Raw genomic sequence first — 25,151 nt, forward strand, 5'->3', positions numbered from 1 at the left:
TAAAATGTTATCAAAAGTAAGCTATTCAAAGGAGAAAATTTATGGTAGCAGCAGTTACAGATGCAACATTCGCGGAAGAAACAAAAGACGGATTGGTTCTGATTGACTTTTGGGCAACTTGGTGCGGTCCATGCCGTATGCAGGCGCCTATCTTGGAGCAGTTGGCAGGGGAAGTTCATGAGGACGAATTGAAAATCCTCAAAATGGATGTGGATGAAAATCCGAATACTGCCCGCGAATTTGGCATTATGTCCATTCCGACCCTTCTGTTCAAGAAAGACGGTCAAGTCGTTAAGCAAGTCGCAGGTGTTCATACCAAAGACCAGCTCAAGGCTATTATCGCGGAATTAAGCTAAGTAAGAAGCCTCTGGGCTTCTTTTTTGCATCAAAAAACGTTTACATGCTCAAAAATTTTCACAAAATATTGACAAAAGGCGAATGTTCTTTTAGAATAATAGAAAATTAATAATCAACACCGAACGAAGTTTTTCAGAAAGAGGCGGGGGCCTCTGACTGTGAAATGGACGGAACTCTGGAGAGACCATGAATGGCACCGAAGGGGCAAGGCGGTTTAGAACCGCTCAAACTCTCAGGTAAAAGGACAGAGCGAAGAGGCAGGGATTTCCCTACTCCAGCACATCCAGAGTACATGTTTTGCATGTGCTCTTTCTTTTTCTCGGTGTGAAAAGGAGCTTATATCATGTTGGAAATATTGAATCGTCTAGATTCTTTTGTTTGGGGTCCGCCCCTGCTCATTTTGCTGGTTGGTACTGGTATCTATCTCAGTCTGCGTCTGGGCTTGCTGCAGATTTTTCGACTTCCTCGTGCCTTTCGGCTAATCTTTGTATCGGACGAGGAGCATCAGGGCGATGTCTCTAGCTTTGCGGCTCTCTGTACGGCTCTGGCCGCGACTGTGGGAACGGGAAATATCATCGGAGTGGCAACTGCCATTAAAACCGGTGGACCGGGGGCACTCTTCTGGATGTGGGTGGCTGCTTTCTTTGGAATGGCGACGAAGTATGCCGAGGGCCTCTTAGCTATCAAGTACCGCCGCAAGGATGCTCATGGTGCTATGGCGGGCGGACCCATGCACTATATCTTACTAGGGATGGGCGAGAAGTGGCGCCCGCTGGCTATCTTTTTTGCGATAGCTGGTATCTTGGTGGCTCTCTTGGGGATTGGGACCTTTACGCAGGTTAATTCCATCACAGAGGCCATGCAGAATACCATTCAGCTGCCTCCAGCTGTGACAGCTTCTATCTTGGCTATTTTGGTGGCTCTGGTTGTTTTCAGCGGCATCCAGTCTATTGCCCGAGTATCGACCAAGGTTGTGCCCTTTATGGCAGCTATTTATATTCTAGGGACTGTGACTGTCTTAGCGGTCAATCTAGATCGTCTGCTGTCCACTCTCCAGCTAGTCTTTAGCTCAGCTTTTAGTCAGACGGCTGCTGTCGGCGGTTTTGCCGGTGCGACCATCCAGATGGCAATTCAAAACGGGGTCGCGCGTGGAGTTTTCTCCAATGAATCTGGTTTGGGGTCAGCACCCATTGCAGCGGCGGCAGCTCGGACCAAGGAACCGGTAGAACAGGGCTTGATTTCTATGACTGGAACCTTCATCGACACCCTGATTATCTGTAGCCTGACAGGATTGACGATTTTAATCACAGGAGTCTGGGATGGCAATCTTAATGGTGTGTCTCTGACTCAGGCAGCCTTTGCGAGTGTTTTTGCTAATTTTGGTCCGGTTCTGCTTTCAGTCTTCCTAGTTCTATTTGCCTTTACGACTATCTTGGGCTGGAATTACTATGGTGAGCGTTGTTTTGAATTTCTCTTTGGGGTACGCTATATCCGCGTTTATCGCTTGCTCTTTGTCCTTATGATTGTTCTCGGTGGCTTTGTGGGTCTAGAGGCGGTCTGGATTCTTGCAGATATTGTCAATGCCCTCATGGCCTTGCCGAACTTAATCGCTCTTCTAGCACTCTCTCCTATTGTCATCAGTGAAACAAAGAAATACTTTGACAAGCATCGAAAGAACTAATCTGCTCACATAAAAAAGCCTCTAGCTTTCTGTAATGATGGAAGTCTAGAGGTTTTTTGTCGAATTAATAACTTAATAACGTTTTTCTTTTGGCCAGCTGCTCATCTCGGCCACAGCTGTAAAGAGGACATCAGTAGAAGAGTTGAGGGCTGTCTCGCAGGAGTCCTGAATGACACCGATGACAAAGCCGACGCTGACTACCTGCATGGCTAAATCACTGGAAATCCCAAAGAGGCTGCAGGCGACCGGAATGAGCAAAAGAGAACCGCCAGCTACGCCGGAAGCCCCGCAGGCAGAAATTGCCGCTACAATACTGAGAACTAGAGCTGTGCCAAAATCAACTCTGATACCCAGCGTGTTGACAGCAGCCAAGGTCAGGGTATTGATAGTAATGGCAGCCCCTGCCATATTGATAGTAGCTCCCAGAGGAATAGAGACCGAGTAGGTCTCTGGATTGAGTCCTAGATCCCGACATAGTTTCATGTTGACGGGGATGTTTGCCGCAGAGCTGCGCGTGAAAAAGGCAGTCACACCATTGACTCGCAAACAGCGCCAGACCAAGGGATAAGGATTTTTCTGCAGCATGATAAAGCTAATCAAAGGATTGATAACCAGAGCGACAATCAGCATGCTGGCTATCAAGACCAGCAGCAGGATACCATAGCTTTTTAGAGCCTGGAAGCCTTTGCCGGAAATGGTCGTGTAGACCAGGCCTAAAATACCAAGAGGGGCTAGATTGATAATCCACTCGACAATCTTAGAAGTGATATCTGCCAAGGTTTGGAGCAGTTCCTTGCTGTGGTGGCTGGCTTCCCGCATGGCAATTCCAAAGATGACAGCCCAGGACAGGATACCAATGTAGTTAGCGGTGATGAGGGCGTTGACGGGATTGTCCACCAGCTGAAGCAGAAGATTGCTGAGGACTTGTCCGATTCCATCTGGCGGAGACACCTTTTGGGAGGACGAAGCTAACTCTATACTAATGGGAAAGAAAAAGTTGACCAGAACCGCTACCAAGGCCGCCGCAAAGGTTCCCGGAAGATAAAGCAAGATGACTGTCTTCATATTGCTCTTTTGCCCTTTCTGCTGTTGAGACAGGGCGTTTGCCACCAGAGCGAAGACTAGGAGCGGAGCGATGGCCTTGAGGCCGCCAACGAAGATTTGGCCCAGGAGTCCTATGGCTTGTGCTTGGGGAAAGGTGATAGCCAGCAGGACACCAATGCCAATCCCGATGGAAATCCGCTTGATTAGATTGGTTTTATTCCAAATAGTGATGAAGCGATGGACCATGTATGTTCCTTTCTTGTCTTAGATACTTATTTTATTATACGATAGAAAGGGGGTGAAAGCAATGCTAGGTCGGGTTAACCATTCTATGTCCGCGCTGATTGGTCTTTGTGGTATAATGGTAGTAATCTTTTTGGAGGTAGCCTATGTCTAAGACCGGAAATGTCTTTTCCCGCTATATCCAGCAGTTTGACTGGAGCAAGATTGCAGATGACCTTTTTTCCAAGCTGGTCTCTTTACTTCTGCTTTTTATCTTATTTTACATCGTTAAGAAAATCCTGCATTTGTCAGTGACCAAGATCATTGCTCCCTCTCTTAAGCTATCCAAGCAGGATGTAGCCAGACAGAAAACCATTACTCGGCTGATTGAGAATCTGCTTAATTATGTCTTGTATTTCCTCTTGTTTTACTGGGTTTTATCCATCTTGGGACTGCCAGTTTCCAGCCTTTTGGCTGGTGCGGGGATTGCTGGGGTGGCCATCGGGATGGGAGCTCAGGGCTTTCTGTCGGATCTAGTCAATGGTTTCTTTATTCTTCTCGAGCGCCAGTTAGATGTTGGTGATAATGTTCGCCTGACTAACGGTCCTATCAACATCGCTGGAACGGTGATCAGTGTCGGGATTCGGACGACGCAGGTACGGGACGCGGACGGAACGCTTCATTTTGTTCCAAACCGCAATATCATGGTTGTCAGTAATCTGTCTCGTGGAGATATGCGGGTTCTGATTGACATTCCGCTTTATGCCCAGACGGATTTGGATGAGATTTACCGTATCATTTCCAAGGTCAATGAAGAAGCAGTGCCAGAACATCCAGAGATTCTCAAGGAACCGGATGTCTTGGGGCCGCAGATGGCTTCAAATGGCCAGTTCAACTTCCGTATCAGCATGATCGTACAAGGTGGCATGCAGGTTTCCATTTACCATATCTTCTACCGCCTTTACCATGAGGCGCTTTTGCGAGAAGGGATTGAGCTTCCGACGCTTGGACCTCTTTCAAAAGGCATGTAATTATTGATTAGAAAGGTCCATATGAATCAGCGAATTCAGCAGGAGATTGTCAGTGAGGACAATCATGTTTACCGTTTAAAACGTCCTATCCACAAGCAGGGGCTCTTTTGGGCGGCTCTGGTGTCTGGTATTATCATCTTTCTTCTGACCTTGCTCAGCATTCTTCTCGTCATCACCACAATTGGCCTTATGGAGGAAAATGACCATCTCAAATCTCTCACAGGCTACCATAACTCGCCTTTAGAGTCCTATAACAGCCATGCTTTTGAAAAAACAGTTGAATTTTCCAGTGGACTTAAGGTGACAGTTCATTCGGCAGTGGAAGACAGCAAGAGAGTCATGAGCGATGAGTCAACAGGAGTAGCTGTCGTTGCGACTATCACGGTTGAAAATACTTCTAAAAAGCCCATTCTGGTTAGTCCTTATGACTTTGGACTCTATGACAAGAAGGAAAATGTCTATATTTTGGATGGCTCAACCTTTGACAATACACAAATCGGCACCAATCTAGCGCCAGGCAAGTCCATCCGCTTTGACCTAATCTTTGACGGTGAAGGCGGCGATGAGGATACCTATACTGTGACCTACGAAAATGCTAAGTGGCAAAAGGAGAAAAACAAGACAAAGCAAGAGAAAAAGAAGGAGCAATAGGGAAAATTATCCAATCATTCTAGCGCCTTTGCTACTTTCCGCACTAGGTTTGAAAGTGGAGGCAACAAATTGAATAGATAAAAGAAGATTTGAGACAAAAGTTTCAAATCTTTTTCTTGACCCTGACCTTAGGGGAGGGAGTATACTAATGGTAGATAAGAAAGGAGATTACCATGCAAGTCAATATCATTCGTTCTGATAAAGTTTATCAGGAGTTGCTCGAATTACCCTTGGAAAAGCGAGAGGGCTGTTTTCGGGCTAAGATTTTAGCACCTTTTGCAACAAAATATCAAACGCAACACATTCCTCTGAAAGCGAAGTATCCTGGAGGATTTGATGCTCTGTTCCTGCTTGGTTTTATGAATCAGATCCCTGCAACTCTATCAGAAAAGGATAGACCGGCTATCGACGCTCTGAGCTCTGATCAACTCTGGCAAAATTGTCAAGATACCATCAAGAGGAGTATCGGTCTTTTTGAGCAAGCTGGCTATGATTTAGAGGTTGAGGATTACTATTTTACTATTTTGTTAGGCAATCCAGAAAAGCCCATGCTACAGCTCAATAACGGGTACAGTGGAGATGGAGGAATTCCAGGCTACCTCATGCTTAGTCTGCTACCGAATGACTATACTTTGCCACGTGTGCAGGCAGCTCTGGCCCACGAGTGCAATCATAATGTCCGCTTCCAATTTATCAAATGGAACCAGCAGACGACACTAGCAGACTGGGTAGTTAGTGAAGGATTGGCAGAGTCCTTTGCTGCTGAACTCTATGGCAAAGATCTCATTGGGCCTTGGGTTACTTCAACCAGTCCAGAGCAGTTAGAAGAGATTAAGCCTATCATCTCCAGTCGGCTTCAGCTAACGGGGATGGCGGAAATGGCTCCTTATCTCTACGGTGATGAAATCTCTGAGATTCAAGGTCAGATACCAGTTGGAATGCCTTATGCTGCAGGCTATGCTTATGGCTATTATCTGATACAAGCCTATCTGAAAAAGACTGGCAAGAGCATTATTGAGGCCACAGTAACACCGACAGAAGAAATTTTAGAGGCGACTAAAGACTTTTGGAAATGACACTTTTGCTTGAAAATCTGCCAAAACTTGATATAATGTAGGTGATTTCTGGAGGTATCAGTATGCATTATAAAAGAATAGAATTGAAAGTCACAAATCAAGGTATCCATGAGCGCAAGATTTTTCAAGGTGTTAAAATTTTCAGCCGCAGTAAGCTGTCCAAAGATCAGAAAAGCATTCTGACGCAGAAGCTTTACCTGACACCCAAGCAAAACATTGTTTACTATCAACGGACAGATGTCAACTATGACCAGAACTGGCATCATAAGAAGGATTATTATGAACTAACTTATGGCCAGTTGGACAGAGAGACTGTTTTTAAGGTTTGCCAAGATTTTGACGAGCTAAGCCCTTTTCTGGAGACTGAGCTGCTTGAGAAGCTAAAAGAAAAGCAGTCAGCAGGCAAATTTTTTGAAAAATTAGATATATAAAAATCCGACTGCTTATAAAAGCAGTCGGATTTATTCTAGTTTGATAGTGCTTAAACAATACCTTGCGCAATCATGGCTTTGGCTACGTTTTCGAAGGTAGAGATGTTAACACTAGTCAGATGGTTTTTGCCAATTTCGTATGTTTCAGCGGTAGTTTTAGCTGTGTTGAGGATGTTGGTCATGATGTTCTTGAGACAGCCAGGGTATACTGACATCTATTCATCTGATAAGAGGGATTTTATCATCCAGATATTCATAGCTGGGTGGCCAGTGGCGTTAGAAAGTGGTTGCTGCAGTGATGTAAAACCATAGTGCTGATAGATGGCCACGGCTGTAGTCAGTTCAGTAGTGGTTTCTAGATAAAGCTGTTCATAACCTGCTAGGCGGGCTTCTTGGAAAATCTGCTTTATCAACCGGCTGGAATAACCTTTGCCACGACTGTTTTTAGTGACATACAGTTTTTGTAATTCAGCAATCTTATCAGACACAGGTGCAAAGCCACCACAGCCAACGAGCTGTCCTTCATCTTCCAGAACAAAGTAAGCTGCCCTTTCTTGATGTTGATAATAGTCGGCCAAATGATCTAGATGAGAATCAAAGTAGACAGTTCCTGGTTTATCAAGCCCGAATTCTTCTAGGCTGGCTCGAATGAGCTGCGCTACAGCTGGATTGTCTCTCACTTCCATTGGCCGTAAGTTCATGATTTGTCCTCCGATAGGATGTATCGACTAGTTAAACAATACCTTGCGCAATCATAGCATTGGCTACGTTTTCGAAGGCAGCGATATTAGCTCCTGCAAGGTAGTCAGTACCAAGACCATATGTTTCAGCAGTTGTTTTAGCAGTGTTGAAGATGTTGGTCATGATGTCCTTGAGGCGGCCGTCAACTTCTTCGCGAGTCCATGACAGACGAAGGCTGTTTTGACTCATTTCCAGAGCAGATACAGCTACACCACCAGCATTAGCAGCTTTAGCAGGTCCGTAGAAGATACCATTTTCTTTATAAACTGCGATAGCATCCAGGTCGCTCGGCATGTTGGCACCTTCAGATACGCAGATAACTCCTTGAGCGACTATGCGTTTGGCAGCTTCGCCATTGATTTCATTTTGCGTCGCACATGGCAGAGCGATGTCATATTTCTCAGCGTAAGTCCAGACAGAACCTTCATGGTAAGTAGCAGTTGCTTTTTCAGCAGCATATTCTGTCAAGCGAGCGCGGCGTTTTTCTTTGACATCAACCAAAAGATCAAAGTCAATACCGTTTTCATCGATAACATAGCCGTTTGAGTCAGATACAGAGATAACAGTTGCACCAAGCTCAGTTGCTTTTTGAAGAGCGTATTGGGCTACGTTACCAGAACCAGAAATAACCACCTTCTTGCCAGCAAAGCTTTGGCCGTTAGCTTTGAGCATTTCTTCTGTGTAGTAAACCAAGCCGTAGCCTGTTGCTTCTGGACGGATCAAGCTGCCGCCAAATCCAAGGGGTTTACCAGTCAAGACACCCGCATCGAATTGGTTAAGACGTTTGTATTGACCATAGAGATAGCCGATTTCACGTCCGCCGACACCAATATCACCAGCTGGAACGTCAAGAGATGGACCGATGTGTTTTTGCAATTCTGTCATAAAGCTTTGGCAGAAGCGCATTACTTCAGCATCAGTTTTACCTTTAGGATCAAAGTCAGATCCGCCTTTACCACCGCCGATTGGCAGGCCAGTCAAGACGTTTTTAAAGATTTGCTCAAATCCGAGGAATTTCAAGATCCCTTGGTTTACAGTTGGGTGGAAACGAAGTCCGCCTTTATAAGGACCAACTGCTGAGTTAAATTGTACGCGGTAACCACGGTTGACTTGTACGTTACCTTCGCGGTCTACCCAAGGAACACGGAAGCTGATAACGCGCTCAGGCTCAGTAATACGCGCTAGGATGTTTTCTTCAATGTATTCTGGGTGTTTTTCAAAAACGGGCTCCAGAGTATTGAGAAACTCTTCAACAGCTTGGAGGAATTCTGCCTCGTGTCCGTTGCGGGCTTTTACGGTCTCGAAAGTGCTTTGGATATATTCTTTAGCAGTTGTCATCTGTTATTCTCCTTTAAATAAAATAGTAAACCATCCTGTCGGAAGCTGCTTGCAGCTTGTGTGACGAGGATGTGTTTAAATTTTTAAAACAGGCATCTTTTAGATGTCATATTTTATTACATGGAACATTATAGCAGACTTTTTTTATCTTGTAAAGAAAAAAGTTGAATTTTCTAAAAATTTCCACAATTTGTTTTCTGAAATATTCCAGAAAATAGCTGATCGAACGGGATGTTTTCCGAACGTTAGTCAGGAATTGCCGGTTTAAAAAACGAAAAAGTGGAGTTTGGTGATATAATAGAGGAAATGAGCTAAGGGCACTCGCCTTCAGAAGAAAAAGGAGCGTTTTACTATGGTTTCTACATATACACAGATTGCTGGTTTTGCATTTGACAACTGCCTGATGAATGCAGCTGGGGTTGCCTGCATGACAAAAGAGGAACTGGCGGAAGTCAAAGATTCTGCTGCGGGAACGTTTGTGACCAAGACAGCGACGCTGGAATTTCGTCAGGGAAACCCAGAACCGCGCTATCAGGATGTTCCGCTGGGGTCTATCAACTCCATGGGCCTGCCCAACAATGGTTTGGACTACTATCTTGACTACCTGCTGGAACTCCAGGAAAGCGAACCGAACCGGACCTTCTTCCTCTCTTTAGTCGGTATGTCGCCAGAAGAAACTCACACCATTCTTAAGAAAGTGCAGGCAAGTGACTTTAAAGGCATTACTGAGCTCAATCTCTCCTGCCCCAATGTCCCTGGCAAGCCACAGATTGCTTATGATTTTGAAACGACGGAAAAAATCTTGTCAGAGGTTTTTGCTTATTTTACCAAACCGCTGGGTATCAAACTGCCTCCTTATTTTGACATCGTGCATTTTGACCAGGCCGCTGAGATTTTTAACAAATATCCTCTTAAGTTTGTCAATTGTGTAAACTCGATCGGAAACGGCCTTTATATAGAAGATGAGTCAGTGGTCATTCGTCCGAAAAATGGTTTTGGAGGTATCGGAGGTCAGTACATCAAGCCGACCGCTCTGGCCAATGTCCATGCTTTTTATCAACGCCTGAAACCAGAAATCCAAATCATTGGTACTGGTGGTGTCCTGACGGGGCGAGATGCCTTTGAGCATATCCTCTGTGGAGCCAGTATGGTACAGGTAGGAACAACCCTTCATAAAGAAGGAGTGGCAGCCTTCGAACGCATCACCTCAGAACTCAGGGCTATTATGGAAGAAAAAGGCTATAAAAATCTGGAAGATTTCCGAGGGAAATTGAAGTATATTGAGGAGTAATTAAAATACGACTGTTTAAGATTGAAGAAAGCTCCATATTTGAAGACTTTCTTCAATCTTTTTTAAGGCAACGGTAATATCTGAGAACTACTAACCTCCGCTTTTTAAAGATATTTTAAAATTGTATTACACTACGAGTAAAATAAATAATGAAGATGAATCATATCATTCAGTTCATTATAAAAGCTCCTCTAAATTTTGGAAAATTTAAGAAAAATATTACAGAGAGGTAAATAACTGTTGCGGAAATATTTTCTATGTAATCTATTTATAGTATAATAGAAGTAAGGTAGCAAGTTACAAATTAAACTAAATATTTAATATCATGAAGGAGGAATTATGAAAAGCACAAGAAGATGGTTGATAGTTTTGTTTAGCATTCTAGCAGTTATTGGGATAGTAGTAGGAGGATTTGGTATGTACCAACATCAGAAGAAACAGGAAATGATACGCATTGCAACTAGTAAAGAAGCAAGAAAGGTTTATGAAGAACATATGAGAGCGAATGATCCTAATGCTCTAACCAGAGAAGGAGTTATTCAATCTTATGAAATTGATACTGAGACATTAGAATATAATCCGATGGGGGGACTGATGGTTCGATTGTATTTTAATAACAATAAAGAGTTGGACTTTCATTTTGGATTGATAAAAAATGACAATGGAGAGTATGAAACATATGGATATACCGTATCACCTAAATTATCAGCTTTGTTAAAGGAAAATGTTAAATGAGCAAAAAATATGTGAATGAACAAAATCTTCAGACGGCTATGACTGAATATAACGATAATTCTCTTAATCGTGAAGTAAAAGATCAGTATGATAGAAGTGTTGGCACAGTCTCTCAAGTTTACGATAATACTGGTCACGTTGCTCTTCCTTCTTATTATGGAACTCCAGAATCATCAATCATCAATCCAGTTGTGACAACGACTTCTGGTGCTGGTGAGCAAGTCTATGCTGTAGTTGATAATCCAGAAGTTCCAGCTGAGCAAGTTCAGGAAGTAACCGTTCTTTTTCGTGGCTCAACCGCTCCAGATAAAATAGGGACCAATCCTGGAGATGTATGGAATGATTGGATAGAAAATGATGCTCTCCTTGCTCTTCGTGTATGGTATCAAGAAAGTAAACCTTCTTTTCTTAGTAACGACCGTTCAACGGGACAATTGAAAGCCTCCTCGAGAGCCTTAAAGGATATTATGGAAAAATATCCAAATGCTAAGATTAATATTTATGGCCACTCACTAGGCTCTATGGATGCCCAATATTCAATGGCTGATTTATCACCTGAGAATATTAAGAGAATCCAGAAAGCTTATATCTATAATGGCCCCAATGTCTATGGGATTTTAAGTGATAAGCAACGAGAAACTGTTGATTTGATTAAAGATAGGATAAAGAACTATGCTGATCCAAAAGATATGATTAGCATGGTAGGCAGAAAGATTGAGAAAGGAAGTGATGGATCAGTTGGAATTGTTCACTTTGTAGAGAGTAGAGAGGTAGGCTTTGTTGGTCAACACATGACTAACGGTTATCAATTGGATGAAAAGGGAAATATTATACTCAAAACAAGCACAGAAATGCAACCAATAAAAGAACTTGTTGCTATACAACTATCTGCATTTGAAAGGCATAAAAACACCCTTGCTTCAGATGGTTACTCTAGTAATGAGAAAATTTTTTTAGATAGTGAACAATCTTCAATTATTGCTTCTGGTCTGGATAGTGCTGCTCAAGCAGGTTTGACAAGAATTAGTCTAGCAAGGAATGAGGCTATAATGCAGATGGAAAATTTTTATGATTTATCTAAAACAGCTTTAGAAACAACCTGTACTGCCTTGAGTGCTGGCGAGATTGAGACAATTTTAATTAGTGAGGGTGTCAGTAAGACGGATATCGTGGAACCTTTACGTAGTCATTTTGATGCTGAGGTTACAAAAGCAACAGCTATTGCCACTGCTTTTTCAAATGTCCGATCAGACATCGAAAGTGCGATCAAAAAAATGACAGAAGAGGATGCCCAATTAGCAGGAGATTTTAATCAATGGAGCAAGATTTGATTTATCGTTCGTTAAGAGCGAAAGAGAGTGAGTTAGAGGAGCTAGAAATCTTCTATCGGAGAAATAAGCGAGAGCTTGCTAATAAATGGAATGATATTGATGAAATCTTTCGTTTCAGAACGACTTTGATTAATCAAGAAGCTGAACAAGCTCGTCAATTTGTGAGAACCATGAAAGTATCAGATTCTTCATTTCTAAATGGTTATTACAATAAACTGACTGAATTTTTAGATGAGACTGAACTTGCTCATAAAATAGAACAAGGAAAGTTAGAAGTAGAAGAGGAAGATTTGCGAGAAGCTTTTTATAAAAAACGAGCCTTATATGAAGAAGATATTGAAGAATTGAGGAGAGAATATGCAAAAACCTTTGAGTGAACTGAATGCCTTTGGCGATACCAAGGATTTCATGAAGAAGCTTGAAACAAATCGCATTAAGCTCTTTTGGGTGCCGATGATGAAGGCAGAGAAAGAAAAGATTAAGAAAGCAGGTGAAGACGAAATAAGAAAGGCTGCTAAATCAACAAAAGAAACGATTGAAAATCTATATAATAAATTAGATACTTCAGAAAGTATGATGGGTGCTATGGCTAAAAAAGTGAAGCAAGTTGTCGGTGAGCAAAAAAATAAATATGATGAGATTCTGCCTGTATAATAGTGGTTATAGTCAGTAGCAGAAATCATTTTTGAGTTGAATCACTATAAAATTTACTCCTTTTATGAGAAAATAGACGCAAAGAAATGAGGTGCTTTTATGGCAGAAATTTATTTAGCAGGTGGATGCTTCTGGGGATTGGAAGAGTACTTTTCTCGCATTGAGGGTGTGGAGGAAACGACAGTGGGCTACGCCAATGGACAAGTAGAAACAACCAACTACCAGCTGATTCACCAGACGGACCATGCAGAAACAGTTCATCTAATCTATAATGAAAAGCGAGTCAGCCTGCGGGAAATCCTGCTCTATTATTTCCGAGTTATTGATCCTCTGTCGGTCAATAAGCAGGGAAATGATGTGGGGCGTCAGTATCGGACGGGCGTTTACTATACGGATCAAGCCGATAAGGCGGTCATTGAGCAGGTCTTTGCTGAGCAGGAAAAGCAGCTGGGACAAAAGATTGCTGTTGAGCTAGAACCTTTGCGCCACTATGTCCTAGCTGAGGACTATCATCAGGATTATCTCAAAAAAAATCCCGGTGGCTACTGTCATATCAATGTCAATGATGCCTATCAGCCCTTGGTCGATCCTAGCCCATACGAGAAACCTACAGATGCGGAACTAAAAGAGCAGCTGACGGAAGAGCAGTATCAGGTGACCCAGCATAGTGCGACAGAGCGCCCTTTCCATAATGCCTACAATGCCACTTTTGAAGAAGGAATTTATGTAGATGTGACGACTGGTGAGCCCCTCTTTTTTGCTGGAGACAAGTTTGAATCTGGCTGCGGCTGGCCTAGCTTTAGCCGGCCGATTGCCAGAGATGTTCTAAAATACTATGAAGACAAGAGTCATGGCATGGAGCGGATTGAAGTGCGCAGCCGTTCTGGTAATGCCCATCTGGGCCATGTCTTCACTGACGGTCCAGAAGCAGCAGGCGGCTTGCGCTACTGCATCAACTCAGCAGCTCTGCGATTTATTCCGAAAGAAAAAATGGAAGCAGAAGGATATGGCTATCTGCTGACCTTCATGCAGTAAAAGGGCATAAAATCAACTCAAATGCTTCAAATCGTTATATAATTTTTTTATCACGGCGATAAATTATTTATATAAGCCAAGTCTCCTTTAACATGGTAAAATGAGAAGTAATCTTATAAAATAGAAGATTTAGAATTTTATCCATTAAAGGAGAATAAATGATGAATTTGAAAAAAATCTTTTCAGTAGGCTTAGTCGGCCTTGCAGCCTTGGGTTTGGCAGCTTGCGGCGGTTCTTCTAGTAAGGAGAACAAATCAGCAGACGGACCTGTAACCGTCAAGGTTGGGGTGATGAGTCTGAGTGATACAGAAGAAGCGCGCTGGAACAAGGTTCAAGAGATTCTTGACAAAGAAAATGCAGGTGTTAAATTAGAGTATACGCAGTTTACTGACTACTCTCAGCCTAACCAAGCTCTGCTTGACGGTGATGTGGATATCAACGCTTTCCAACATTACAATTTCCTTGAAAACTGGAACAAAGAGAAGGGAGCAGACCTTGTGTCTGTTGCGGATACCTATATCGCACCTATTCGTCTCTACTCTGGTACAAAGGACGGCAAAAATAAATACACAGATGTGAAAGACATCCCAGAAAATGGGACAATTGCCGTTCCAAATGATGCGACAAATGAGAGCCGTGCTCTTTATCTTCTTGAATCAGCTGGCTTGATTAAGCTTGATGTTAAAGGGAACGAGCTTGCGACTGTTGCCAATATCAAAGAAAACAAGAAGAATCTGACAATTTCTGAGTTGGATGCTTCTCAAACACCAGCTTCTCTGACTTCAGCAGATGCTGCAGTTGTCAATAATACTTTCGTCCGCGAAGCAGGCATTGACTACAAGAAGGCCCTCTTCAAAGAAGAAGCCAATGAAAACTCAAAACAATGGTATAACCTGATTGCAGCGAAACCAGACTGGAAGAAATCAGACAAGGCTGACGCAATTGAAAAAATTATCAAGGCTTACCACACTGATGAAGTGAAAAAAGTTATCGAAGAATCATCAGATGGTATGGATCAGCCAGTGTGGTAATTTTTACCGGCAGAAGGTCATTGTATTGAATAAATGAAATGATTAAGAAGGGCGGAGATTAGCTTCTCCAGCCCTTTATCTGCTATTAGGGTCATTTAGTTTGATCATTATCTAGCTTTGAGCTAGGTTGGTACAGATTGCAGCACACAACTTATCACTATCTTTGGTCAAATGACAGGCGGAAATCAAACTAAAAGGTTACAGAGGATACATCACATATTGGACAAATCAAGGAGTGAATCGGAAATTATGGGCAAAGAAATTATCAAATTGGATCACATTGATGTCGTTTTTAATCAAAAAAAGCAAGACATTAAGGCCGTAGAAGATGTGACCATTCATATTAATCAGGGAGATATTTATGGAATTGTAGGCTATTCTGGTGCCGGGAAATCTACTCTGGTTCGTGTCATTAACTTGCTGCAGGTGCCGTCTGCTGGTAAGATTACGGTGGATGATACGGTTTTCTATGATCATCATCAGGTTCAACTTACTGCAGCGCAGCTGCGCCAAAAGCGTAAGGATATCGGAATGATTTTCCAGCATTTTAACCTCATGGCACAGATGACAGCCAAGGAAAATGTTGCCTTTGCGCTCAAGCACTCTCCTTTATCAGCTGCTGAAAAAGAGAAAAAAGTTCATACGCTTTTAGATTTAGTGGGCTTAGCAGATCGGGCAGATAATTATCCTGCCCAGCTGTCTGGTGGTCAGAAGCAGCGGGTAGCCATTGCACGGGCCTTGGCCAATGATCCCAAAATCCTAATCTCGGACGAGTCCACATCTGCTCTGGATCCTAAGACCACCAAGCAGATTCTGGCTCTATTGCAGGATTTGAATCAAAAATTGGGTCTGACTATTGTCCTCATTACCCACGAAATGCAGATTGTCAAGGACATTGCTAACCGGGTAGCAGTTATGCAAAATGGCCGGCTGATTGAGGAAGGCTCAGTTCTGGATATTTTCTCTAATCCCAAGAATGAGCTGACCCAAGACTTCATTACGACCGCAACCGGTATCAATGAGGCCATGATCAAAATCAACCAGCAAAAGATTGTGCAAAACCTGCCGGAAAATTCCATTTTGGCACACCTGAAATACTCAGGTGTGGTGACGGACACAGCCATTATAAACGATATTTACAAACAGTATCACATATCTGCCAATATTCTTCACGCCAATATTGAGATTTTAGATCATGTACCGGTCGGAGAAATGGTCGTTATCTTATCTGGAGAGACCAAGCAACTGGCGGCGGTGCAGGAAAGTCTGCGCGAAGCAGGAGTAGAGCTGCATGTTCTGAAAGAAGGGAGTAACTAATGCTACAGCTGATTCAACAATTTATGCCCAATGTTTATAGAATGGGCTGGTCTGGGCAGGCTGGCTGGGGAACAGCTATTTACCTGACTCTGTATATGACTATCATTCCTTTCTTTATCGGTGGGATTCTAGGCTTTATCGCAGGTCTCTTGCTTGTCTTGACAGGGCCGAGAGGTATTTTGGAAAATAGACTTGTCTTTTTCGTCTTGGACAAGGTTACCTCTATCTTCCGGGCGATTCCGTTCATCATTCTCCTAGCCCTCATCAATCCTTTTACTCGGATTATTGTGGGAACTGGGATTGGACCGACTGCGGCCTTGGTCCCTCTTTCACTGGCTGTTTTTCCTTTCTTTGCCCGTCAGGTTCAGGTGGTCTTATCCGAATTAGACCGAGGAGTGATTGAAGCGGCGCAGGCTAGTGGAGCAACCTTCTGGGACATTGTCGGTGTTTACCTGCGGGAAGGTCTGCCGGACTTGATTCGGGTGACGACTGTTACGCTGATCTCTCTGGTTGGTGAGACCGCTATGGCCGGAGCGATTGGAGCTGGTGGACTGGGAAATGTTGCCCTGACTTATGGTTATCAACGTTTCAACCATGATGTGACCATTCTTGCGACTATTCTTATTTTGCTGCTCATCTTCTTTATTCAGTTTGTTGGGGATTTCCTGACACGGAAGATTAGTCATAGATAATGATTGACAACTAGGGCCTCAGCTGGGGCTCTTTTTTATTCCATAATTGTATTAAAAGACTTGCACAATTAGATTAGGCTTGTTATAATAGCTAAAATCTCTTGAAGTCAAGTGTTGGGAAAGTGAGGATATGGCGGATGAAAGCTTATACAAATGTCAATCTAGTGACCTGTGACAGCGCATTTCATGTTTACCGGGAAGGGCTGTTGGTCGTGGAAGATGACCGCATTGCCTACTGCGGTCCCTATGATGAAAACTGGCTAGGGAAATGCAGTGAAATAGTGGATTATGAAGGGGCTTGGATCATTCCAGGGCTGGTCAACTGTCATACTCACTCGGCCATGACCTTGCTGCGCGGGATTCGTGATGACAGCAATCTGCATGAGTGGTTGGAGGGCTATATCTGGCCAGCAGAAAGTCGATTCACATCGGATCTAACGACCCAGGCTGTCCAGCTGGCTATGGCTGAAATGCTGCTGTCAGGAACAACGACTTTTAACGACATGTATAATCCTCAGGGAGTGGAGATTGACCGGATTTATCAGACTGTGCGGCAGTCTGGTATGCGCTGCTATTTCTCACCAACACTCTTTAGCTCAGCCGCGGAAACGGCAGAAGAGACTCTGGCTCGTACTCGGGCCATTATTGAGAAAATTCGCTCCTATGACGATGAAGATTTTCAGGTTATGGTGGCGCCTCATTCACCTTATGCCTGTGACGAAGATCTGCTCAAGGGCAGTCTTGAACTAGCGCGTGAGCTAGACTTGAAGCTTCATATCCATGTGGCGGAGACACAGGATGAAAATAAAATCATACTGGAGCGCTATGGCAAACGGCCTCTGGCTTTCTTAAAGGGTTTGGGCTACTTGGAGCAGCCAGCCATTTTTGCTCACGGGGTTGAACTAAATCCGTCAGAGATTGCGGATTTGACGGCTTCTCCAGTCAGCATCGCCCACAATCCTATCAGCAACCTCAAGCTGGCTTCTGGTGTAGCTCCAGTGACAGACTTACTAGCCGCTGGGGTGACCGTTGGCTTAGCGACGGACTCTGTCGCTTCCAATAATAATCTGGATATGTTTGAAGAAGGTCGGACAGCTGCTCTCCTTCAGAAGATGCGGGCAGGCGATGCGACCCAGTTTACGATTGAGCAGGCCTTGAAAGCTTTGACCATTGAAGGAGCCAAAGCTCTGGGCTTAGAGAAGAAAATCGGCAGTCTGGAAGCGGGCAAGCAAGCCGATTTCATTGTCATTCAGCCTAAGGGACGACTTCATCTCTATCCTTTGGAAAATATGCTGTCGCACCTAGTGTACGCAGTCAAAGGCAGCGATGTTCAGGATGTCTACATTGCAGGGCAGCAGGTTGTCCGAGACGGCCAAGTGCTGACCGTTGATCTAGGAAATTTTGTGTAAGTGTAAAAGCTTAAAATGGAAGTGAGGAACAAGCCTTGCTTCCATTTGTTTTTATAAAATTCTACAAATTATTCAGAAAACGCTTGCATTTTCTCTGACTTCTGATATAATGGACTTATGGATTGTTACTGGTCAAGCAGGCAAAACCTAAGCAAATACGAGATACGAAGCAGTTTCTTGCTTTCTATTTGGTGTGTGTTTAGGTTTTTTTCGTTCCCTATTTTCCGGGAATAGGAACAGACTGCTAACCTAAAAAATACAAGGAGGATCCATTATGGCTAAAGACTATACAGAATTAGCTCAGGATATTGTTGCCCATGTAGGTGGCAAGGACAACATCACCAAACTGGTACACTGCGTGACACGCTTGCGTTTTTCTCTAAAGGATGAATCTAAGGTAGATACAGACTATCTGATGAAGCGCGACGGAGTTGTAACGGTTGTCAAGGCCGGTGGTCAATATCAAGTTGTTATTGGTAATCATGTGCCAGATGTTTATGAAACGGTGCTCAAGGTTGCTGGAATTGCTGGTGAAGGCAGTGTTGATGCAGATGATGATGCTGTAGAAGGAAATCTGTTTGACCGCTTCATTGCGCTCGTATCTGGTCTCTTCCAGCCGATGCTTGGTACCTTGTCAGCAGCAGGTATGATAAAAGGTGTGGTAGCCATTATGGCAGCCTTAGGCGTTTCCAAAACAGATGGTGCTTACGTCGTTCTCAATGCAGCCGGTGATGGTATCTTTCAGTTTCTTCCTTTAATTTTGGCTATTACATCTGCTAAACGTTTCAAGATGAATCAGTTCACTGCTTTGGCTATCGGTTTTGCCTTGGTTTATCCAAATATTGCAGCTAGTTTTACAGCGGAAAAACCGCTTTATACACTTTTTGGTGGCACACCGATTGAATCTCCGATTTTCTCGACTTTCTTCGGTCTTCCTATTATCTTCCCTACATCTAGCTACTTATCAACGGTTCTTCCAGTAATTACAGCTGTTTGGGTTGGAGCCAAGATTGAAAAAGGCTTTAAAAAAATCATTCCAGATGTTGTCAAAGTCTTTATCGTACCATTCTTTACCCTTTTGATTACAGTGCCACTGGCCTTTCTGGTTATCGGTCCGGTTATGAGCTGGGCGTCTGATTTGGTTGGTGCTCTTTTTACAAGTATCTATGACTTTAGTCCGGTGCTGTACGGTATCGTCCTAGGGGCTGCTTGGCAGGTTCTGGTCATGTTTGGTCTTCACTGGGGCTTGGTACCGCTAGCAATCTTGGAGCTCCAAAAGGGTCCTGGGGTCATCCTTGTTGCCACAATTGCGATTTGTTTTGCTCAGGCAGGTGCCCTGCTCAATATCATGATGCGTACTAAAGAAGATAAGGTTCGTCAGCTTTCGATTCCAGCTTTCATCTCATCTCTCTTTGGTGTGACGGAGCCAGCTATTTACGGGATCACGCTTCCAATGCGCTTGCCATTCATCATGACCTGTATTTCTGGAGCTCTGACTGGTGCTTATCTGGCTTTCTTTGATGTCAAAATGCAGGTTATGGGTGGTTTGGGACTCTTTGCCATTCCATCCTTTATCGAAGCTGGCAATAGCATGACTTTGATTCACTTCCTCATTGCCATTGTGGCAAACTTTGTGCTAGGTTTTGGCCTGACTCAGCTGGTCAAGATTCCAAATCTTTTCGGTGGTCCGTCAGAAAAAGATGCTGCCGAGTCTTTAGATTCTGAAAAAGAAGCAGTCTCAGCGGGAATTACAGAGCAAGTCGTGACCAGTCCATTAGCTGGCGAGATAATCGCTCTTGAGGACACTCCGGACGCAGTTTTTGCCAGCGGGGCTATGGGCAAAGGAGTTGCCATTGAGCCAAGTGTCGGTGAAGTAGTAGCGCCTGCTGATGGGGTCATTCGCCTGCTCTTCCCTACCAACCATGCTATTGGTTTAGCTACGGATGATGGAGCAGAACTGTTGATTCACGTCGGTATGGATACAGTAGCCCTTGACGGAAAAGGCTTTACAGCCCATGTTGTCCAAGGCTCTAAAGTCAAGAAAGGACAGCTTTTGCTTAGCTTTGATATCGATACTATCAAGGAGGCTGGTTATCCAGTGACAACTCCAATCATTGTTACTAACACAGCTAATTATAAGCAGATTAAAGTCCTTGCAAAAGGAGAAGTTCAGCTTGGTGATCGGCTCTTAGAATTGAAAAAATAGAAAATGAAGCAGGAGAATGGTGGAAGCATGCCGCAATTTGGAGATTGTAGCACGCTTCTCCCCGCTCCTGCTTTTTGCTTTGCTTTCCTTTTGACGGTAAAAATAGTACAATATAGTAAATATTGATGCACTATTATCAAGTAAGAAAAAGCGGAGAGATGTGATGGATAAAAAAATTCTTTGGGAGAAGATTCAGACTTTTTTTCAGGAACTTTGGAAAAAGATATCTGATTTTGCTGCGGAGCATACTCTCCTGACAGATGCCTACCAAGCTTGGCGGGATTGGATTAAGAAGTTACCGCTTCCTCGTCCTAAGTTCTTTCAAAAACAGCTTAGCAATCGCCAGTTTGTCGGAGTGCTTTTGACCGTAGTAGGGCTGTCAGCCAGCTTAATCCTCTTGTCAGAACATTTGCAGGATTTTACCTTTCTGTCTCCTAGTAAGAAAGAGCGTCAGTCAGATTCCTCTCAGAATCAGACGGTTCGTATCATGGCGACTGGGGATTTGCTTTATCATGACGGCCTTTATCTGAGTGCTCAGAAAGAAGATGGCACTTATGATTTTTCTGAGAATTTCCACTATGCTAAGGAATGGCTTCGACAGGGAGATTTGGTCTTAGGGGACTTTGAAGGCACGATTCGGCCGGACTATCCCTTGAATGGCTATCCGATCTTTAATGCTCCAGAAGCCGTAGTTCCAGCAATCAAGGATGCCGGCTATCAGGTGATGGACTTGGCTCATAACCATATTTTAGACTCTGGCTTGGAGGGAGTTTTTACTACAGCTCAGGCTTTTGAAAAAGAGGGAATCACTCCCATCGGTGTTTATCCGCATGAAAGCCGCAGTCAGGCACCGCTATTGATAAAGAAAGTTAAAGGCATTAAGATTGCACTGCTGGCTTACTCCTATGGTTATAATGGCATGGAAGGGCTGCTCAGTCAGGAAGACTATGACAATCGCCTGTCCGATCTGGATGAAGAAAAGATGCGGGCCGAGATTGAGCGGGCAGAAAAGGAAGCTGACCTCACAGTCGTCATGCCTCAGATGGGGATAGAGTACCAGCTGGAGCCGACAGAAGAGCAGATGACCCTCTACCATAAAATGGTTGACTGGGGAGCAGATATCATCTTTGGAGGGCATCCGCATGTGGTTGAGCCGGCAGAGATTTTAGAGAAAGATGGCCGGAAGAAGCTGATCATGTATTCTATGGGAAATTTCATTTCCAATCAGCGCATCGAAACTATGGAGGGAATTGAAAATGCTCATTGGACCGAGCGCGGAGTGCTGATGGATGTTACCATTGAAAAGACAACAAAGGGCACGCAGATAAAAAGTGCTCAGGCTCATCCGAGCTGGGTCAGCCGAGTTGAAAAGGGCGCTACTTCAGCAGACGGTCTTCCTTTATACACTTATCAGACTTGGATTTTGGACGATTTTGTCGAAGGTGGCAAGTATCGAGACAAACTGGACCAAGAAACCAGAGCACGGATTGATACCGCCTATCAGGAAATGAATTCTCATGTTGGACTGAACTGGCCGGGGCAATAAATTACTTGAATATGAGTTTAACCAGATTGGATTTGCCAATCTGGTTTTTGCTGTTTTGAAATTTAAGATTTTGTTATAATTAAAAAGGATTATAGAACTGTTAATGAATGAAACTGACCGCTTTCGAGCTCGTCTATTATGTTATTGGAAAGAAAATGAAATGTATTTTGGTTTGTGGTTGCTTTTGTATCTTATACCTATGTTTATCTTGTTTTTGTTGCTAGTGTGCTCCCTAGTCTTGTTGATTTTCTGCCTGTTTCTGAGAAGAAATCTCTTCAAGGAAAAGCAGGGACGCAATTTGTTGCTAGCTATCTTTTGGCTGGGGCTCTTCAATCTTCTGCTGAACTTGCTAGTATAGAAATGATTAGTTCTTAAGGAGAATAATCGAAACACTTAGGTCTTAGCTGACTTATATGTAAAAACATACTATTATTTCTGTCCTTCTTGTGAAATTAGCATAAAAAAACGAATACCCTCAGCATATTTTGGTTAGCAGGTATTCGTTTTTTATTTTCTATTTTAGAGCTTCATTTCTTCCGATACTGGCTTGGTGTCATTTGGTAGTATTTTTTAAACTGGCGGTTGAAGTTGGACAGGTTATTAAAGCCTGCTTGGCTGGAGATTTCCAGTACAGAGAGATTGGAGTGCTGCAGGAGTTCGGCTGCCTTGCGAAGGCGGAATTGAATCAGGTACTCAATGCAGGAAACGCCCAGATGCTTCTTGAAGAAGTTCATGAAATGGGTGGAGCTGTAGCCACAGATGCCAGCCAGTTGGTCAATATTTAGGTCTTCTTGGTAATGGGCATTGATGTAGTCGATGATGGAGCGAATCTTTTCTTCCTTGCGGTAGCCTTCTGGTGATAGGTCTTTGGAAATGACATAGCCATTCTCAAAGAGCAGGTAGAAGAGCTGGTTAAGCTGGGCTTTGAGCTGAAACTCGTAGTGAGATTTGCGGAAATAGCCTGTTTCCATAGCTGCTAAGAGGCACTGGCGAATCTCCGCATAGGCTGTATCATTGGACTTGATAACATGAGTCAAGTCTAGCTGACCATTGTAGAGGGGCTGCAAGTAGTTGATGCTGGCTTGATCCATGGCAGAGTAGCCCATCAGATCCAGATGGAAATTAATAGCGTCCATATAATGGCGCTCGTCGTTGATGGGGTGGATGGAGTGCAGGGCATTGGGGCGAATCAGGATAATATCACCTTTTTCGCTGTTAAAGTAGTCGTCGTCAATATGAAATTGTGCTTTTCCTTCGTGGACATAAATCATTTCAACATCGGTATGCCAGTGGAAAAGAATATCTGGATGACCATTCTCAGTGATGGTGCGGGTCAGAGAATAAGGGGTTCCTTGGTTTTTAAAAACGGTATTTTTATGTAGTTGGCCTAAATCAATCATGGGGACACTCTTTCGTAGAATAGTACAATTTATTAAGATAATTGTGTTAGAAAATATGTTTGACAACTATTATAATATAAATATAAAAAAAACGAAAGCGAGAAAATGCAAATGGGTAAATTTCCGCAGAATTTCCTCTGGGGTGGTGCAACTGCAGCCAACCAGTATGAAGGCGCCTATAATCTGGATGGAAAAGGCCTGTCTGTTCAGGATGTAACTCCAAAAGGCGGAGTGCCAGCCAAGCCAGGTGACCGCAATCCTTTGATTACTGAGGGGCCAACAGCAGATAATCTCAAGCTGGAAGGGATTGATTTCTATCATCGTTATAAGGAGGACGTTGCTCTCTTTGCAGAGATGGGTTTCAAGGTTTACCGAACTTCCATTGCTTGGTCTCGGATTTTCCCAAATGGGGACGAACTGGAGCCCAATGAAGCTGGCCTGCAATTCTACGACAATCTCTTTGACGAGCTGGCCAAATATGGCATTGAGCCGCTGATTACCCTGTCTCACTATGAAACGCCCCTGCATTTAGCGCGTCAGTACAATGGCTGGGCCAACCGCGATTTGATTGGCTTCTACGAGCGCTATGTCCGCACGGTTTTTACTCGCTATAAGGATAAGGTCAAGTATTGGCTGACTTTTAATGAAATCAACTCTGTTCTCCATGCTCCCTTTATGAGTGGGGGCATTGCCACGCCAGCTGAAGAACTATCCAAGCAGGACCTCTATCAAGCGGTCCACCATGAGCTAGTGGCTTCTGCCTTGGCAACTAAGATCGGTCATGAGATCAATCCTGATTTTAAGATTGGCTGTATGGTTCTCGCCATGCCGGCCTATCCTATGACACCTAAGCCAGAAGATGTGTTGGCAGCACGGGAATTTGAAAATCAAAACTACCTCTTCTCTGATATCCATGCGCGTGGAAAATATCCAGCCTATATCAATCGTTTCTTCAAGGAGAATGGGATTGAGATTCAGTTTGCGCCGGGCGACAAAGAGCTTTTGGCTGAAAATACTGTAGACTTTATTTCTTTCTCCTACTATATGAGTGTGGTTGCGGCTCATGATCCGGAAAATTATTCTTCCGGCCGAGGCAATCTTTTAGGTGGTATTATGAATCCTCATCTGGCTAGTTCAGAATGGGGCTGGCAGATTGACCCAGTCGGCTTGCGCTTGGTGCTAAATAGCTTTTATGATCGCTATCAGCTCCCTCTCTTTATCGTGGAAAATGGTCTTGGTGCCAAGGATGTCTTGGTGGATGGTCCAACTGGTCCAACGGTTGAAGATGACTACCGCATTGATTATCTCAAACAGCATTTGCAACAGGTAGGAGAAGCGCTGGAAGATGGCGTAGAATTGCTAGGTTACACGACTTGGGGTTGTATTGACCTGGTCTCAGCCAGCACTGCAGAACTCAGTAAACGTTATGGCTTTATCTACGTTGACCGCAACGATGACGGTAGTGGAACTCTAGCCCGTTATAAGAAAAAATCTTTTGATTGGTACAAAGAAGTCATTGCGACGAATGGAGGGAGTTTAGATGAAGATTGAGCATGTAGGGCTGTATGTCCGTGATTTAGAAGGCGCTAGACAGTTCTTTCAGGATTATTTTCAGGCGGCAAGCAACTCCCTTTATCATAATCCAAAAACTGGTTTTTCCTCTTACTTTCTGACCTTTGCATCTGGAGCGCGTCTGGAAATCATGACACGAGAGCATGATTTGGCAGATGCCAAAGAGGATTTGTACCAAACAGGCTATCATCACTTGGCTTTCGCTCTAGGCAGTCAGGAAGAGGTGGACCGACTGACGGCCCGCCTGGAAAGAGATGGCTATCCTGTCCTGAGCGGCCCCAGAGTGACCGGAGACGGCTACTACGAGAGCCTGCTGAAAGCTTTTGAGAATCTGCAGATTGAGTTAACCGTTTAGTTTGC

25 protein-coding genes, 1 pseudogene and 1 riboswitch are annotated in these 25,151 nt (G+C 43.8%); of the genes and pseudogenes, 21 read left to right on the top strand and 5 right to left on the bottom strand.

Translation table 11 applies throughout. The annotated features are described in order from the left end of the window. The first annotated feature begins 41 nt into the window (after positions 1-41). Together trxA and K4I03_RS06300 are read left to right on the top strand one after the other, a co-directional pair. Positions 42-356: a thioredoxin gene (gene trxA, locus K4I03_RS06295; protein WP_002898369.1), complete on the top strand. Its 315-nt coding sequence runs from the start codon at positions 42-44 to the stop codon at positions 354-356. A gap of 166 nt (positions 357-522) precedes the next feature. After that, a riboswitch (glycine riboswitch) is annotated at positions 523-615 on the top strand. Between the two features lie 85 nt (positions 616-700). Continuing rightward, the gene (locus K4I03_RS06300; protein ID WP_227964063.1) at positions 701-2,038 is read left to right on the top strand and encodes an alanine/glycine:cation symporter family protein; all 1,338 of its coding nucleotides are present in this window, start codon (positions 701-703) and stop codon (positions 2,036-2,038) included. A gap of 72 nt (positions 2,039-2,110) precedes the next feature. On the opposite strand, the gene sstT is transcribed toward K4I03_RS06300, so the two are convergent. Beyond that, a complete protein-coding gene (gene sstT / locus K4I03_RS06305) occupies positions 2,111-3,328 on the bottom strand; it encodes a serine/threonine transporter SstT (RefSeq protein WP_227964064.1) in 1,218 nt (405 codons plus the stop codon). Positions 3,329-3,471: 143 nt separating this feature from the next. Here sstT and K4I03_RS06310 point away from each other — a divergent pair, with 143 nt between their 5' ends. The 4 genes from K4I03_RS06310 (at position 3,472) to K4I03_RS06325 (ending at position 6,493) form a co-directional block, all read left to right on the top strand. Then, the gene (locus tag K4I03_RS06310; protein ID WP_227964065.1) at positions 3,472-4,335 is read left to right on the top strand and encodes a mechanosensitive ion channel family protein; all 864 of its coding nucleotides are present in this window, start codon (positions 3,472-3,474) and stop codon (positions 4,333-4,335) included. A 21-nt stretch (positions 4,336-4,356) separates the two neighbouring features. Continuing rightward, on the top strand, positions 4,357-4,986 hold the full coding sequence (locus K4I03_RS06315; RefSeq protein WP_227964066.1) for a DUF4352 domain-containing protein: 630 nt from the start codon (positions 4,357-4,359) through the stop codon (positions 4,984-4,986). Positions 4,987-5,159: 173 nt separating this feature from the next. After that, complete coding sequence (locus K4I03_RS06320; protein WP_227964067.1) at positions 5,160-6,062, top strand: DUF2268 domain-containing protein; 903 nt, start codon at positions 5,160-5,162, stop codon at positions 6,060-6,062. Between the two features lie 62 nt (positions 6,063-6,124). After that, the gene (locus tag K4I03_RS06325) at positions 6,125-6,493 is read left to right on the top strand and encodes an EXLDI protein (RefSeq protein ID WP_227964068.1); all 369 of its coding nucleotides are present in this window, start codon (positions 6,125-6,127) and stop codon (positions 6,491-6,493) included. Between the two features lie 50 nt (positions 6,494-6,543). Here K4I03_RS06325 and K4I03_RS06330 read toward each other — a convergent pair. The 3 genes and pseudogenes from K4I03_RS06330 to gdhA all read right to left on the bottom strand — a co-directional run. Next, positions 6,544-6,693 (bottom strand): annotated as a pseudogene (locus K4I03_RS06330) (NADP oxidoreductase); the annotation flags it as partial. Positions 6,694-6,708: 15 nt separating this feature from the next. Next, complete coding sequence (locus K4I03_RS06335; protein WP_227964069.1) at positions 6,709-7,194, bottom strand: GNAT family N-acetyltransferase; 486 nt, start codon at positions 7,192-7,194, stop codon at positions 6,709-6,711. Between the two features lie 31 nt (positions 7,195-7,225). Further along, positions 7,226-8,572, bottom strand: a complete 1,347-nt coding sequence (gdhA, locus tag K4I03_RS06340) for an NADP-specific glutamate dehydrogenase (RefSeq protein ID WP_227964070.1) — start codon at positions 8,570-8,572, stop codon at positions 7,226-7,228. A gap of 352 nt (positions 8,573-8,924) precedes the next feature. Between gdhA and K4I03_RS06345 the strand changes: the two genes are divergently transcribed. From K4I03_RS06345 to K4I03_RS12605, 13 genes are all read left to right on the top strand, one after another. Next, positions 8,925-9,863 (top strand): dihydroorotate oxidase, encoded by a 939-nt coding sequence (locus K4I03_RS06345; RefSeq protein ID WP_227964071.1) that lies wholly within the window; start codon positions 8,925-8,927, stop codon positions 9,861-9,863. A 339-nt stretch (positions 9,864-10,202) separates the two neighbouring features. Then, on the top strand, positions 10,203-10,598 hold the full coding sequence (locus K4I03_RS06350; protein ID WP_128834613.1) for a DUF1310 family protein: 396 nt from the start codon (positions 10,203-10,205) through the stop codon (positions 10,596-10,598). Continuing rightward, the gene (locus tag K4I03_RS06355; protein ID WP_223313520.1) at positions 10,595-11,929 is read left to right on the top strand and encodes a cutinase family protein; all 1,335 of its coding nucleotides are present in this window, start codon (positions 10,595-10,597) and stop codon (positions 11,927-11,929) included. Before K4I03_RS06350 ends, K4I03_RS06355 begins: the two co-directional genes overlap by 4 nt. Continuing rightward, positions 11,914-12,306 carry a hypothetical protein gene (locus tag K4I03_RS06360; protein WP_223312647.1) on the top strand — a complete coding sequence of 131 codons (393 nt, stop codon included), beginning with the start codon at positions 11,914-11,916 and terminating at the stop codon, positions 12,304-12,306. The genes K4I03_RS06355 and K4I03_RS06360 overlap by 16 nt, the downstream gene beginning before the upstream one ends. After that, positions 12,287-12,583: a hypothetical protein gene (locus tag K4I03_RS06365; protein WP_223312646.1), complete on the top strand. Its 297-nt coding sequence runs from the start codon at positions 12,287-12,289 to the stop codon at positions 12,581-12,583. Before K4I03_RS06360 ends, K4I03_RS06365 begins: the two co-directional genes overlap by 20 nt. A 99-nt stretch (positions 12,584-12,682) precedes the next feature. Then, entirely contained in the window at positions 12,683-13,618 is a 936-nt protein-coding gene (msrB, locus tag K4I03_RS06370) for a peptide-methionine (R)-S-oxide reductase MsrB (RefSeq protein ID WP_227964072.1), read from the top strand. 158 nt (positions 13,619-13,776) lie between these two features. Beyond that, positions 13,777-14,649, top strand: coding sequence for a MetQ/NlpA family ABC transporter substrate-binding protein (locus tag K4I03_RS06375; protein WP_227964073.1), 873 nt, complete (start codon positions 13,777-13,779; stop codon positions 14,647-14,649). 249 nt (positions 14,650-14,898) lie between these two features. Further along, entirely contained in the window at positions 14,899-15,966 is a 1,068-nt protein-coding gene (locus K4I03_RS06380) for a methionine ABC transporter ATP-binding protein (protein ID WP_002923210.1), read from the top strand. Next, positions 15,966-16,658 carry a methionine ABC transporter permease gene (locus K4I03_RS06385; protein WP_002898357.1) on the top strand — a complete coding sequence of 231 codons (693 nt, stop codon included), beginning with the start codon at positions 15,966-15,968 and terminating at the stop codon, positions 16,656-16,658. The genes K4I03_RS06380 and K4I03_RS06385 overlap by 1 nt, the downstream gene beginning before the upstream one ends. Before the next feature lie 137 nt (positions 16,659-16,795). Continuing rightward, positions 16,796-18,067, top strand: a complete 1,272-nt coding sequence (locus tag K4I03_RS06390; RefSeq protein ID WP_227964074.1) for a TRZ/ATZ family protein — start codon at positions 16,796-16,798, stop codon at positions 18,065-18,067. 274 nt (positions 18,068-18,341) lie between these two features. Further along, complete coding sequence (locus tag K4I03_RS06395) at positions 18,342-20,273, top strand: beta-glucoside-specific PTS transporter subunit IIABC (RefSeq protein ID WP_227964075.1); 1,932 nt, start codon at positions 18,342-18,344, stop codon at positions 20,271-20,273. A gap of 163 nt (positions 20,274-20,436) precedes the next feature. Continuing rightward, positions 20,437-21,819, top strand: a complete 1,383-nt coding sequence (locus K4I03_RS06400) for a CapA family protein (protein WP_227964076.1) — start codon at positions 20,437-20,439, stop codon at positions 21,817-21,819. 174 nt (positions 21,820-21,993) lie between these two features. Then, positions 21,994-22,194: a RhtB family transporter gene (locus K4I03_RS12605; protein WP_321573158.1), complete on the top strand. Its 201-nt coding sequence runs from the start codon at positions 21,994-21,996 to the stop codon at positions 22,192-22,194. A gap of 152 nt (positions 22,195-22,346) precedes the next feature. On the opposite strand, the gene K4I03_RS06405 is transcribed toward K4I03_RS12605, so the two are convergent. Next, the gene (locus K4I03_RS06405; RefSeq protein ID WP_002926736.1) at positions 22,347-23,219 is read right to left on the bottom strand and encodes an AraC family transcriptional regulator; all 873 of its coding nucleotides are present in this window, start codon (positions 23,217-23,219) and stop codon (positions 22,347-22,349) included. Positions 23,220-23,324: 105 nt separating this feature from the next. On the opposite strand from K4I03_RS06405, the gene K4I03_RS06410 reads away from it, so the two are divergent. Beyond that, a complete protein-coding gene (locus tag K4I03_RS06410; protein ID WP_321573159.1) occupies positions 23,325-24,770 on the top strand; it encodes a glycoside hydrolase family 1 protein in 1,446 nt (481 codons plus the stop codon). Beyond that, complete coding sequence (locus K4I03_RS06415) at positions 24,760-25,146, top strand: VOC family protein (RefSeq protein WP_227964079.1); 387 nt, start codon at positions 24,760-24,762, stop codon at positions 25,144-25,146. Before K4I03_RS06410 ends, K4I03_RS06415 begins: the two co-directional genes overlap by 11 nt. The last annotated feature ends 5 nt before the right edge of the window (positions 25,147-25,151 follow it).

Source organism: Streptococcus sanguinis, assembly GCF_020729725.1.
GTDB classification, from domain to species: Bacteria; Bacillota; Bacilli; order Lactobacillales; family Streptococcaceae; genus Streptococcus; species Streptococcus sanguinis_V.